The organism is Clostridium thailandense (assembly GCF_019207025.1).
Taxonomy (GTDB): Bacteria; Bacillota; Clostridia; order Clostridiales; family Clostridiaceae; genus Clostridium_AM; species Clostridium_AM thailandense.
Genome location: NZ_JAEEGC010000043.1, coordinates 49,200 through 62,212 on the forward strand (window position 1 = coordinate 49,200; position 13,013 = coordinate 62,212).

Below are 13,013 nucleotides of genomic sequence, written 5' to 3' on the forward strand. Positions count from 1 at the left end.
GATAGAGCTTTCTTTAGAAATCTTATTATCACCTATTTACGGCCTTTATTATTTCCTCAGGAATTTTATAATAGGGCACAACTATTTCCGCTCCACCTCTCTCAATAGCTTCTCTAGGCATCCCAAATACTACTGAAGTAGCTTCATCCTGTGCAATAGTTATTCCTCCTGCCTTTCTAATTTTAACCATAGAATCTGCTCCGTCATCTCCCATGCCTGTCATAAGTATTCCGATTGTATTTTCTCCACCAAAGCATTCAAGTACTGAATTCATAGTAACATTAACAGAAGGCATAAAAAGAGTTTCTGGATATTCTGTAAGTCTTATCATATATTCATCCTTATACCTACTTTTCCTTACTACAAGTTGAAAGCCTCCGGGCGCTAGAAAGCCTTTTCTATTCAGAATAATATCTCCGCCTTCAGCCTCTTTAAATCCAAAAGGACTTATTGAATCTATTCTTTTAGCAAAGGTACTTGTAAATCTTGGAGGCATATGTTGGACAATTATAATAGCAGCATTTAAGTCTTCTGGTATATCGGGAAGTATTTCCATTAAAGTATTGGGTCCTCCTGTAGATATGCCTATAACTACGACCTTTGATACCGTAGTTGAAATTACTTTTTTGCTTTTGGTAATAACTCTATTATTACTTTTTTTCTGAATCACTTTTTTTATTACATTGTTCTTTTTTGAATATTTATAAGCAGTTATTATCTTTTCTATTATAGTTCTTCCCACATTGTGTAAATCTGCCGAAACAGTGCCTGATGGTTTTGCTATAAAGTCAAAAGCCCCTAGCTCTAAAGCTTCAAAAGTTGTAATTGTTCCCTCTTGAGTGAGGGAACTCAGTACGATAACGGGTATCTCTGGAAACTCGTTTAAAATATACTGCATCGAAGTAAGTCCGTCCATAATTGGCATATTGATGTCCATAGTAATTACATCTGGTTTAAGCTCTCGACTCTTTTCTATGGCATCTACACCATCTCTAGCTGTGCCTATAACCTCTATACTTCTTTCTGTAAGTAGTATTTCTTTTATTAATCTTCTCATTAAAGCTGAATCATCCACCACTAAAACTTTAATCTTTTCTAACAACATAATCACCTTATAATCACCTTTTTTCATGATAATAAACCTAGAAACGGGTAGTTTACTCATAATTTTTTCTGCTTCCATTTCTATATTTTATTATTTTAAATCTCTAATGAAATTGAATTAATTCAATTAAATTCAAAATGATTATCATTCTATTTCCATCATTCAGTTTTCCTATTCCTTCTATATATCTACCATCAATGTTATTTCCTAATATATCTTGAGTGGGTTCGATTTGTTTCTTTTCAAATCTTAATACCTCTGTAACTGAATCAACTATAATACCAGTTTTTTTGTTATCTATATCAACTATAATTATCCTAGTAGAATCTGTTATTTTTTTTTCAGGTAATTTAAATAACTTTCTCAGGTTAAATGCTGGTACTATATTACCTCTTAAATTTACAATACCATCTATAAAATATGGTGCTCTTGGAATTTTAGTTATTGCTGTCATTCTATTTATTTCTTGAATATGATCTATATTCACTGCAAATTCCTCATTTGCTATCTTAAATGTTACAAGCTGCTCCTCATCTATCAATTGCCTTTCTGTAAATTGTAATTGCTCTTCATAATTATTATCTTTTTGCAGCTCCTCTATGTTCTTTAACTTATCTACTTCTATCAGCTTTGTTGGATCTAATAGTATAATTAATCTCTCTCCCTTATTCAATTTTGCCACTCCCTTAAACTGTTCCTCACCATCACTTGAAAATACATTTGGGGGAGGCTGCACGGCACTTTCAGGAATTCGAACAACTTCAGTCACTTTATCAACCATTAATCCGCAAGCCACATTTCCGACATCTACAACGAGTATTCTAGTACTATCTGTAATTTCTTTTTGTTCCATACTAAAATATTTTCTTAAATTTAAAATTGGTAACAAGTTGTTTCTTAAATATACTACTCCTTCTACATATTCCTCTGAACTCGGAACCTTCATAATTTCAGATACTCTTATAATCTCCTTTACCTGCATTATACTTATGGCATATTCTTCTCTGCCTATATTAAAGGAAACTAATTGTTCTTCCTTCACCTTTTCTATTCTAGAATATATATCTATTTCATTTGATGCAAATTCACTATTGTTTAAGTTTAAACTCTGTATCTCCTCTATATTTAAAACCTTTATCAAATCAAGAAGCATAATTAGCCTTCTGCCATTGTTAAGTTTTGCTACTCCATTCAAATAATCCATATTTACGTTTTTCATTAGGCTAGGTGTCTCTTCAATTTCAGAAGAATTTATTCTTATTACCTCCGAAACCTTATCTACAATAACTCCTGTTACCTTTCCATTTATATCAACTACAAGTACTCTGCTATTTTTATCTGTTTCTTTTTTTTCCATGTTAAACCTGGCTCTGCCATCAATAACAGGAAGTACTTTTCCTCTTAAATTGCATACTCCTTCTACATAATAAGGTGCATTAGGCACTTTTGTTATAGCTTCAACTCTGACTATTGCCTTTATATTCATTATGTCAGCTCCAAATTCGTCCCTTCCAATATGAAAAGTAACCAACTGTCTCTCCATATTCTCCATTCCTTTCACTACATATTTTGCAGCTCATCTGCAAGTCCAGATATTTCCTCTATAGCTGCTGCTAGCTGCTGCATTCCAGATGACTGCTCCACAGCTACATTGCTGGCTTCTTCAGTGGCACTAGCTGCCTCTTGTGCTGCAGTTGCAATTTGTTCTACTCCCTTTTTAGCCTGCTCTAGAGCAACCATGTATTCTTCTGCTCCTTTTCCTATTTCATTAACTCTACCTAAAATCACTGTCATTCCTTTTTCGATAATGTTAAGATTTTCAGTAATCTTTTTAGCTTTTTCTACTTCTGAAAAGGATGTTCTGCTAGCAAGTTCTATATCCGCAGCAACTGCTAATATCTGACTTTGTATTGACCTTACTAAATCTTTTATTTTATCTGTATTTTCAGCAGACTCATTTGCTAAAGTCCTTATGTCTTCTGCTACTACAGAGAATCCTCTTCCAAACTCACCTGCTCTAGCTGCTTCTATAGATCCGTTAACCGCTAGCATATTTGTTTGTATAGTTACATTTACTATAGCATCTACAATTTTATCTATCTTCCTGGTAGTTTCCTCTAAATTTTTAATATTCTTAGCAGAAGTTATACTTTCATCCGCAGCTTCAGTAATACCTACTATTAATTTATCTACACCAACTTTATTATTATTTAGCAAACTCTGCAGCTCAGTAACCTTTTCGCCGGATTGGTAGGTTCTCTCATTCATTTTAGTTGCCGCTGCAGCTAACGTATCTGAAAGTGAAGAGGCCCTATCTGTAAGTTGTGCCTGTAAATCAGCGCCTTCTGCCACCTGCTGTATAGCTTGCATTATCTGAGAAGACACCGAATTTGCTTCCTCTACATTAGCTGAAAGTTCTTCAGCAGAGGCTGCAAGTACTTCTGAAGACTTTTGTGTATCTGTAGATATTTTTAGTTCCTCAGACATCTGTGAAAGCTCTGAAGAGGCAAAATTTAATTCTTCAAAAGCTCTATTCTGTTCCTCCATTGACTTATCCACTTCTTCAGCTGCACCAGATTGCTGCTCCGCTGCAGTTGCAATCTGTTCAGCAATCGTTAGAAATTCTGCTGCACCTTTACTAGAATCTATGGAACTTTGAAAAATTTCTTCTACACCTTGTTGTACTATAAGCATATCCTCTTCAATCTTAATTAAATCTTCTGTAATTTTTTTTGCTTTTTCCACCTCTTCATTAGCCGCATTACCAGAATTTTGTATGTCTACTACTACTACCTTAACATTCTTCTGTATTTCGTTAACTAATTCTGTGATATTTCGAGCAGATTTTTCTGATGTTTCCGCAAGATTTCTTACCTCATCTGCTACCACTGCAAAGCCTCTTCCATGCTCTCCAGCTCTGGCAGCTTCAATAGCAGCATTTAAAGCCAATAGATTTGTCTGATCTGCTATTCCCACTACAGCTTGGACAATTTCTCCAATCTCACTGGACTGTTTTTCTAGTTCTGCTATTAGTTTAACGGATTCAAGATTTGTATTTGCAGCTTCCTTTATTCCGTTTATTAGGTTCTCTATATCCGAAGAAGTACTTCTAACAAGTAGTTGAGACTCATCTACCCTCTTAAGAGATTCCTTAGATTTCTCTTCTGCTGCAACTGCATTTTTATCTATTTGATTAATGGCTGCCCTTGATTGCTCTGCTGCAGAAGAAGCTTGATTTGCTCCTGTAGCTACTTGTGTCATAGTAGCTCCAAGTTCTCTAGAAGCTGCACTGGCTTGTTCAATGCCTGATGCTAATTGCTCAGTAGCGGTAGAAATTTTCTCCGCTATTTGCTGCTGTTTAGCTAAAGTTCTAGCTTTCATTTTTTCCTGTGCCTGTTTTCTAGCTATCTCTCTCTTTCTATCAATATCTTCTGCTCCATATACTACATTAGCTTTAGAACTATGCACCTCTGATTTTAATGTGCTTCTTTTGCCTGTAGCCGGCTTTGCAAGTTTTTTATCCATTGAATAACCCTCCTAAGCATTTTATTTATTTTCATAAATCATTATCAACTAAATTGCATTGTTGTCATGACATCACTTTCATCACACTGCTACTAATAATATTATTATTAATTTATTATATTTTTAATAATATTATTATTAGTAATTATATTATTAATTTGTATATTTTTCAATATAAATTATTAAATTTCAACATATTTTTTATTTCATGCCATAAAGAATCGAATTTGTACAAGAAAAAACACTACGATTTTATCATCATAGTGTTTTTTTCTTGTTATCTAAAATTATTGACAGTCTTTCCAACTCTCCACAAAGTTTTTTGCATATTTCAGGTGTTTCCTTAAGATCCGAAGATATTGACAGTTTTTCCAACTCACAAACTAAATTATAACATTCTGTCGCTCTAAGCAACTGAAGACTTCCTTTCATTTTATGACAGTGCTTCTTTAGAAGTACTGCATCCTTGTTTTTTACGGCCTTCTCTATGTTACCCTGCTGAATTGGGTATTCTTCAAGAAAACATTGAAGCAATTCTTTTAGATCTTCCTTATCTCCACCAATGGTTCTTAAAAGTTGTGTAAAATCTACAATTGGTAACTCTTCTTTTTGTAGGTTATCTTTCACCACTTACCTCCTATGTATGTAAATTCCTTAAATATTCTATAGCTTCTGTTTCACTATCAAAGATCTTAATTATCTTATCTATTCTTGTTATCTCTAAAAGATTTTTAATATCTTCGCATAAACTGCTTATAACCAATTCTCCTTTTAAACGCATAAGTTCTTTATAAAATCTTAATATTTCCCCTAGTATGCTACTATTTATAAATTCAACATTTTTCAAATTCAAAACTACCTTTTTGTATTTTCCCTCAATACTTTTATTTATAATTATCTCAAAGTGCTCAGTACTATCTAAATAAAATTCCTTATCTAAACATATTATTTTAACATCGAAATCTTCTTCTATTTTCCACATATTAACTGTATTCTCCTTCCTCTTATAGCAGAGTTTGATTAGAACCTATAAAAACTTTAAGTTGATACCTATAGTTTTTGTATGTTATATTACTATTAATAATAGCATTGTTGTATATAATCATCAACAGATGAAATATCCTAGCAACTACCAAAATACATTCTAACCTGGAGGGCTTGAATATGAAAAAGGGTGAAAAATTACGATTATTAAGGGAAAATAAAAATCTTACTAGAGAAGCTTTAGGAAGCGAAATCGGTTACTCTCCACAGATGATATATAAAATTGAAGCTGGAGAAAAGGAACCTTCAATGAAATTTTTAAATTCAGTAATTAAATATTTTGAAGTTCCCGTTTCTTTCTTTATTGATGAGGTATTTGATGAGCTATTTAATGATATTAAAACAAAAGATTTAGAGGATATTATCATAAACAAAGCGGATTTGGAATACAAAGGCAAGATATTAAGTGCTAAAGAAAGGGAGTTCATTTTAGACTCCATAAATAAAGCTCTTGAATTATATTATAAACATATGAATGGCAATAAATGATTGTTATTCATATGTCTATAATTCAAGTATATATACATGCGCTTATTATGTTTCCCCTATCATTAAAAGTCAGCTCATTACAGTAATATTTCACAATTTTAAGTCCGCGTCCTCTATATTCATCACTTTCTTCAAAATTATAATTATAGCTTTTCCAATCAAAGCCTTTTCCTTCATCCTCAACTCTAAAGGTAATTTTATCTTTTGAAAAGTCAATATTAATACGAACTGATTTAGCAATACCATTTTTATTGCCATGTTCTACTGCGTTAGCAACCAACTCATATAAGCAAGTTGAAAATTTATTGGAAACGCTCTTGCTTTCATACTTAGCTTTTACTTCAACATGACAAATTTTTATTATACTTCCTATGGATTTAATATCAACTATTCCTTTTATTCTAATCTCATAATTTAATAGTTCTATGTCTAACCCCTTATTTAATACATTCATAATACAGGTACAGCCTTTCAATTATATTAGGACCTCAGCTAATATGTAGGATATGTCATCTATTATTTGACCCTTGGATTTTACCATACTTATAAAATCTTCCAATGAATCTTCAAATAATCCTTCCTTGAAAATATACTGCTTAAATCTCTCTATGCCATAGATGCACTCCCCATCTTTCCATTCATATATCCCATCAGTATAAAAGAGCAGCTTATCTCCAGATCTCATATAAAACTCTTTTGATGTATATTTTTCTTCTGTTAAACCATCTGTAATAAGACATTCTCCGTGGTCAAGACATTCGACACTCCCATCTCTCAGTAACAATGGCCTGCAATGTCCAGCATTAGAATATTTTATTCTTAAAGTATTCAGATCGATACTACAGATAGCCGCCGTAAGAAACTTATTCTCAAATAAGCTTTCTTCTATCACAATTTTTTTCAGTCGATTTAATATTTTTTCTGGTTCTAATAACTTATCCACCATTATAGAATGTTTAAGATGTGCTTTTATATAAGCAGACATCATAGCCGCAGCTATTCCATGACCACAGATATCTGCAATGAAGAGAATTAATTTATTATTTAATCGATAGATGTCATATAAATCTCCTCCTACTTTTTTTGCAGGAATATATTTTGCTGAAATGCTTAAATTGTCAATTTTAGGTATTTCTTTTGGAAATAACTTTTGTTGAAAAATCCTAGCTTCTTCTAGGCTTTTTTCCATTTCTTTTTGCAACTCGTATTTTTCTGTAAGAGCTTGAAGATTCTTTATCAGTTTTTTATCTATTTCATATCTATATAGTGCCATTTCTATTACAGTATGCAGTTCCCTCATTTCGAAAGGCTTAATTATATACCCAAAAGGTTCTGTTATCTTTGCTCTTTCTAAGGTTCCGATATCAGAATCAGAAGTAAGATATATAATGGGACTGTCAGACTCAAGTTTAATGATTCTAGCAGCATCTATCCCATCTATGTCGCCTTCTAGCATAATATCCATCAATATCAAATTAGGACAAAACTCCTTTGATTTAATAATAGCTTCAGTTCCCGAAACTGCAGTATCATAATTATGACATCCAATTTTTTTTAAGCTTATCTGTATATATTTAGATACCAGAAGATCATCCTCTACTATTAATATTTTTGCTTTCTTCATTTTGTTCCCCTTCTTTTTACTGTATATGTAAGTAATTATTAGAACATCGGTTTTTCGCTCTCTACTATTATCTTGAGTCTATTAAGAAATTCATTAATATTCTCATACTTTACATCTTCGCCAACTAATACGCCTTTTGAAAAAAAATCTAATGCCCCTAACCCTAATGCCTCTAAAGCGACACTTGTATTTTCTTCAGTATGATTACTAAGCATAACCACAGGAACAGAGCTGATTTTCATAATCTCTTTAAGTATATCTATTCCATTCATCCCTGGCATTTCTACATCCATAGTCACTATATCCGGTTTTAAGTTCTTTACTTTTTCAATGGCATCTTTGCCATTTCCTGCAGTTCCAATTGTAAAAAATTGAGGATTCCTTTCTATAATAAGACTAATACATTTTCTCATAAAGGAGGAATCATCCACAACTAAAACACCATATCTCTTCATATTTGATTTACTCCTTTCCTATAGTAAAAAATTGAGGCTTTACAAATAGTCTCAATTATAAAATCAATATTCATAAAGAAAGTTATAATTGACGGAACGCCTCCTAAATAGGCGAGTAACCACTTGCTAGCTTTATATTCCAATTATACATACCACTAATATTCTTGTCAAATAATAGAACATTTTGCTGCTATTTTTAAAAAGCTGTTTTGTAAGCTCAACTTCAAACAATACATATGTCGTTTTGCTACTTTTCGTAAATATGTGTACGAACTAAATTTTGATTGCCAACAGTTAAATCATTAGTATGACAATTATATACTAATCCACTCAAGTTCTTTTTCATAGCCTTCTTCTAAATATTTATTGTCTTATTCATTCTTAATACCTCTATAAAATAATTATATTTACAATTTTAAATCCGCCATCAATATTCCAGCTATTTCTCCAGAACTATCTTTTACTGGTACTGCCATAGCTATACAATAGTTATTTGTATCCACTGATATATATGGTTCTGATATGAATTCTTTGCCTAACACTGCTTCTTTAAAATAAGGTCTGTGTGAAAAGTTAACATAAACCTGCTGCTCTGAATAATCTAATGTAATTGCTTTCCTAAGTCCATCTTTTTGCATCAATGCTATTAACTCAAAATATGAATATTTCTTAATCTGTTCCTTTAGAATTCCAGTACACTTTGAATATTCCATAGTTGCAAGAGCTGGAATTTTTGAAATTTCTTTTAAAGTATTTATACCATTATTTATATATCTTTGTTTTTCATCATCTATTTTATAGTTCTTTATAAATGAAGATATGTATTTTTGTATTTCTTCATTCATACGAGTTAAATGTGATAACTTATCAAAGGTATTTTCTGTAATTACATGCTGCTCTTCAGAAGAAGCTGATAGTTCTGCTGTTGAAACGGATATATTTTTAAAGGTATTATATACATCCTGAACAATTTTATCAATTTCATTTGTTCTATCCACTTCTTTTTCTATTTCTTTATCTATATCCATGAACGCATTAAAGGTTTCTTGAGTTTGTGATTTTATCTTGTCCAAATTCTGCTTAGTAACTTTTGAAGACTGGACATATTCATTGGTAGCTTTAACTTCATTTTCTATGCTTGAAGATATATTATAAATTTCTTGTTTTATACTGTTTATGATATCTGCAATTTGCTTTGCCTGAACTGTAGAACTTTCCGCAAGTTTTCTTACTTCTTCTGCTACCACGGCAAACCCTTTCCCTGCTTCTCCAGCGCGAGCTGCTTCTATAGAAGCATTAAGTGCAAGAAGATTGGTATCAGCACTTATTTTGCTTACCTCATCTGCTATATTTTGAATTAAATAGGTTTTTTCCTCTAAGTTTTTTATCTTAATACTAGTATCCATATTGGAGCTTGCTCCTTGCTCTAATTTACGAATTAAAGTCTCAAAATCTTTATAGCTGCTGCTAACAGTTTCCATATTTGTATATTCCATAGCTTTAATAATTTCTGATTTTTCCGCTACATGTTTAGCCGAATTAGTTATTTCATAAGAATACTGCTTGGCTTTTTTTATTACCTCCATCTGTTCTTCCATATTTTTCGATATCCCATTGATGACCTTTAAATTTTCTTTGCTAGATACCTCTATATCTTCAGAATCTGATTTCAATTCCATGGTATAATTTATAGTTTTATCTGTCATTGTCATTATTTGAGCTATAAGCCCTCTAAATTTCATTATTAAATTATTTAAATTAGAATTTAAACTGCTATCTGACGAATCATTATCCAATGTTTTAGTAAGATCTCCTTGAGATATACTATATATTAGGCTGTCAATTTCCTCTAAATCCTTCCTTGACCAAAATTCGAATATATTTTTCATAACTTAATTCCTCCTATGTATATTGCTTCTACGTTTATATTATCGGATTTTAAGTTCTATTTCTATAGTTTCTAATCATAAAATGCAAAATATAGCTTTAAACTCTAAAATAAAGAAAGTCGTGATAACTAAATCATCACAACCTCTCATTTATTTTCTACCATTTATTGTATAACCTTTAGATAGCTTATTTCTTTTTTCTCTACATATATTTTTTTGCAGTATTCAACTGTTTGCTGTGCAGTTTTACATATTACATCAGCTTTTACATACTTGCAGGTATCTTCATCTAATGGGCCTCCCCCAATTACTATCTTAGTTTCATTTCTAAGACCTGAAGCTTCAATATCCTCTATACATTTTTTTACGTTATCAAAACAATTCGTTAAGAGACAAGATATTGCCACTGCCTTAGGTTTATAATTTCTAATTGCTTCAATAAACTTTTCAGGTGGTACATCAACTCCTAGATCAATAACTTCAAAATCGTTACCGCTCATCACAGTACTAACAATATTTTTCCCTATATCATGTATATCTCCATAAATAGTTCCTATAACAAAAATTCCATATTTGGATGTACCAGTTGGAATTGCTGTTCCAAGTATTTCTGAAGCTTCTTTAAATATTTCTCCTGATATAATAAGTTCAGACATAAAGTATATTTTTTCTTCAAATCTTTTTCCTACGATCTCAATACCTTTTTGTAGGTAGGAAATAATATCCATTGCTGGTACATTATTATTCATAAGATTCTTTACTTCTTCAATAACTAAATCTTCATTGAGATCAGCCATTGCTTCTATAAGTATCTTGCTCATAGGTTATCCTCCTTATAATTTTATCTTATGTATATAAATTAACACAAAAAGGCATATAAAACACCCTACACAATGCTCAAATTTAAATTAAAAAGTACACATTATGTTAGGACGAGTTATTTTCATATTAAATTTTATTAGATACTTATTAAAATTTTAGCTATTATTCCAAATTTACCTCTTTAATTATACTCATAAATAAGCTATTATTTTATATAAGGGGTGTTTATATGGAGATAAATTTAAGTAACTTATTGGATAAAATAAATCATTATAATACTGAATTATATATTTCACAAAAGGACAATGTACCTATTAAAGGAATTAAACTTCTCGAAAAAAATCAATCTTGTTTCGAATCTGATTATTTGTATGTAGGAAAAAATCTTAATCTCCCAAGAATATTGCCTGAAGGAATTCTAATTAATATATTATGTGTTACAAGCAGTGCTTTACCCTCCAAATATAAGAAAAATCCTACGTTAAATCTAATAATATTGAATACAAACACAGATATAGTTACAGTTTTCAATGAACTCCAAGAAATCATAATAAATCATCAGGAATTTGTCATGAATTCAGCCAAACTACTGAGTTCCCTGGTAAGCGGAAAAGGCATTGAGCATATAGTAGATACCGGATGTGAACTTCTTGGAAATCCCCTCTGCATCCTTGACTTAAGCTTTAAACTTATTGCTGCATCAAAAAATATTAAGGTGGATGATCCAATATGGATTGAACTATTAACTAAGGGGTATTGTTCTTATGAGTTCGTTTCTATGTCGAGTGCCAAAAAATTCATTGAAGTAGTTCATAAAAGCAATTCTCCTATTTTTATGAGTAAGGATAAGTTTAGAATTCCTCGTATAATATCTAATATTAAAATTGATAACAAGATAGTTGGATATCTCACAGCCTTAGAATGCGAAAGACCTTTTACTAGAAACGATATTGATTTAATTTTTCTATTATGCAAGGTATTTTCTTCTGAAATGGAAAAAAGCAAGTTTGTTCAAAATAATAAAGGCTTAAGCTATGAACATTTTCTTGTAAATTTACTGCAAGGAGAAAAAATGGACAATAAAACTATTGAGGAAAGACTAAAGTTTCTTGACTTGCACTTTAAAAATAATTTATATGTTCTTGTAGTAAGTGTACCTAAAAACAGCTTTGTAAATATTTCACTTAATCGATTACGAGACACAATTGAATACATTCTTGTAGATAGTAAATCCATAATATACAATGATTATATCGTTGTACTTATAAGTCGTAATAATAAAATATCTTACCATGAAAGTAGTTTGGTAAAGTTAAGAGCTTTTTTAAAGAAAAACAATATTTACGGTGGGCTTAGTCGTTGTTTTCACAACCTATCGGATATAAAATTCTACTATGATCAATCAGTAAAAGCAATTGAACTCGGAGCACGGTCAAAAATAAATAAATTTCTTTTCTGCTATGAAGATGCAGCAGTACAGCACCTTTTGGAAATTTGCTCCTCTGAAAGTGATTTAAAGAACTTTTGTCATGCTTCAATATTTACTCTTATGGAATACGATTCCATGAATAATACTAACTACACCGAATCTCTTTATATCTATCTAATGAATGAGAAAAGCCAGCTAGAAACAGCTGATATGTTAAATGTCTGCCGAAGCACTTTAGCTCATCGGATAGAAAAAATCCAAAAAATTATGGATATTGATCTGAGTGATGCTATTATTACATTCCGTCTTATTTTAAGTTTTATAATACTAGAATATGTTGATGATTCTAAGTTAATCGATAAGATTCTTCTAAACAAAAAATTAAATTCTAATGGAGATGTCAGCAATGAATAGCTAAAAGGCTTGCAGTTTTAAAATTCAATTAGCGTTATAGGGTTGCACGGCCGACACTTAACTTACACTCCGGCATATGTTTCCAAGCTTCAGCACGATAAAAACTTTTTGTCAATCTAAAGCTCAGTATTTTGAAAATCTAAGAATCTTTGATAAACTCGTACCTCAAACATATCAAAGACTCTAAGATTTTCTAAAATACTGAGCTAAGGTTGAC

General features: G+C 31.3%; 12 protein-coding genes and 1 pseudogene. 2 read left to right on the top strand and 11 right to left on the bottom strand.

From position 1 onward, the window contains the following. Nucleotides 1–28: 28 nt before the first annotated feature. The 6 genes and pseudogenes from I6U48_RS10670 to I6U48_RS10690 all read right to left on the bottom strand — a co-directional run bounded on the left by I6U48_RS10670 (nt 29) and on the right by I6U48_RS10690 (nt 5,612). A complete protein-coding gene (locus I6U48_RS10670) occupies nt 29–1,165 on the bottom strand; it encodes a protein-glutamate methylesterase/protein-glutamine glutaminase (RefSeq protein WP_246615286.1) in 1,137 nt (378 codons plus the stop codon). Nucleotides 1,166–1,208: 43 nt separating this feature from the next. Continuing rightward, nucleotides 1,209–2,648, bottom strand: a complete 1,440-nt coding sequence (locus I6U48_RS10675) for a chemotaxis protein CheW (RefSeq protein ID WP_218320407.1) — start codon at nt 2,646–2,648, stop codon at nt 1,209–1,211. A gap of 17 nt (nt 2,649–2,665) precedes the next feature. After that, nucleotides 2,666–3,799 (bottom strand): methyl-accepting chemotaxis protein, encoded by a 1,134-nt coding sequence (locus I6U48_RS30625; protein ID WP_446681753.1) that lies wholly within the window; start codon nt 3,797–3,799, stop codon nt 2,666–2,668. Next, a pseudogene (locus tag I6U48_RS30630) lies at nt 3,788–4,630 on the bottom strand (methyl-accepting chemotaxis protein); the annotation flags it as partial. The pseudogene I6U48_RS30630 and the gene I6U48_RS30625, both read right to left, overlap by 12 nt. Before the next feature lie 258 nt (nt 4,631–4,888). Next, a complete protein-coding gene (locus I6U48_RS10685; protein WP_218320409.1) occupies nt 4,889–5,257 on the bottom strand; it encodes an Hpt domain-containing protein in 369 nt (122 codons plus the stop codon). A 10-nt stretch (nt 5,258–5,267) separates the two neighbouring features. Beyond that, entirely contained in the window at nt 5,268–5,612 is a 345-nt protein-coding gene (locus tag I6U48_RS10690; RefSeq protein WP_218320410.1) for an STAS domain-containing protein, read from the bottom strand. A 182-nt stretch (nt 5,613–5,794) separates the two neighbouring features. Here I6U48_RS10690 and I6U48_RS10695 point away from each other — a divergent pair, with 182 nt between their 5' ends. Next, the gene (locus I6U48_RS10695) at nt 5,795–6,163 is read left to right on the top strand and encodes a helix-turn-helix domain-containing protein (protein ID WP_218320411.1); all 369 of its coding nucleotides are present in this window, start codon (nt 5,795–5,797) and stop codon (nt 6,161–6,163) included. A gap of 22 nt (nt 6,164–6,185) precedes the next feature. Here I6U48_RS10695 and I6U48_RS10700 read toward each other — a convergent pair whose 3' ends face one another. From I6U48_RS10700 to I6U48_RS10720, 5 genes are all read right to left on the bottom strand, one after another. Then, on the bottom strand, nt 6,186–6,617 hold the full coding sequence (locus tag I6U48_RS10700; RefSeq protein WP_218320412.1) for an ATP-binding protein: 432 nt from the start codon (nt 6,615–6,617) through the stop codon (nt 6,186–6,188). A 21-nt stretch (nt 6,618–6,638) separates the two neighbouring features. Beyond that, complete coding sequence (locus tag I6U48_RS10705) at nt 6,639–7,787, bottom strand: SpoIIE family protein phosphatase (RefSeq protein ID WP_218320413.1); 1,149 nt, start codon at nt 7,785–7,787, stop codon at nt 6,639–6,641. A 38-nt stretch (nt 7,788–7,825) separates the two neighbouring features. Next, on the bottom strand, nt 7,826–8,242 hold the full coding sequence (locus tag I6U48_RS10710) for a response regulator (RefSeq protein ID WP_218320414.1): 417 nt from the start codon (nt 8,240–8,242) through the stop codon (nt 7,826–7,828). 407 nt (nt 8,243–8,649) lie between these two features. After that, nucleotides 8,650–10,131, bottom strand: coding sequence for a methyl-accepting chemotaxis protein (locus I6U48_RS10715; RefSeq protein ID WP_218320416.1), 1,482 nt, complete (start codon nt 10,129–10,131; stop codon nt 8,650–8,652). A gap of 164 nt (nt 10,132–10,295) precedes the next feature. Then, nucleotides 10,296–10,952 (bottom strand): cobalamin B12-binding domain-containing protein, encoded by a 657-nt coding sequence (locus I6U48_RS10720; protein WP_218320419.1) that lies wholly within the window; start codon nt 10,950–10,952, stop codon nt 10,296–10,298. A 230-nt stretch (nt 10,953–11,182) separates the two neighbouring features. Here I6U48_RS10720 and I6U48_RS10725 point away from each other — a divergent pair, with 230 nt between their 5' ends. Continuing rightward, a complete protein-coding gene (locus I6U48_RS10725; RefSeq protein ID WP_218320420.1) occupies nt 11,183–12,796 on the top strand; it encodes a PucR family transcriptional regulator in 1,614 nt (537 codons plus the stop codon). Nucleotides 12,797–13,013 lie beyond the last annotated feature (217 nt).

Coding starts and splice junctions, on each gene's coding strand:
- I6U48_RS10670 (WP_246615286.1), bottom strand. CDS start 1,165: ATGAGTAAACTACCCGTTTCTAGGTTTATTATCATGAAAAAAGGTGAT.
- I6U48_RS10675 (WP_218320407.1), bottom strand. CDS start 2,648: ATGGAGAGACAGTTGGTTACTTTTCATATTGGAAGGGACGAATTTGGA.
- I6U48_RS30625 (WP_446681753.1), bottom strand. CDS start 3,799: ATGCTTATAGTACAACAAGGTGTAGAAGAAATTTTTCAAAGTTCCATA.
- I6U48_RS10690 (WP_218320410.1), bottom strand. CDS start 5,612: ATGTGGAAAATAGAAGAAGATTTCGATGTTAAAATAATATGTTTAGAT.
- I6U48_RS10695 (WP_218320411.1), top strand. CDS start 5,795: ATGAAAAAGGGTGAAAAATTACGATTATTAAGGGAAAATAAAAATCTT.
- I6U48_RS10700 (WP_218320412.1), bottom strand. CDS start 6,617: ATGAATGTATTAAATAAGGGGTTAGACATAGAACTATTAAATTATGAG.
- I6U48_RS10705 (WP_218320413.1), bottom strand. CDS start 7,787: ATGAAGAAAGCAAAAATATTAATAGTAGAGGATGATCTTCTGGTATCT.
- I6U48_RS10710 (WP_218320414.1), bottom strand. CDS start 8,242: ATGAAGAGATATGGTGTTTTAGTTGTGGATGATTCCTCCTTTATGAGA.
- I6U48_RS10715 (WP_218320416.1), bottom strand. CDS start 10,131: ATGAAAAATATATTCGAATTTTGGTCAAGGAAGGATTTAGAGGAAATT.
- I6U48_RS10720 (WP_218320419.1), bottom strand. CDS start 10,952: ATGAGCAAGATACTTATAGAAGCAATGGCTGATCTCAATGAAGATTTA.
- I6U48_RS10725 (WP_218320420.1), top strand. CDS start 11,183: ATGGAGATAAATTTAAGTAACTTATTGGATAAAATAAATCATTATAAT.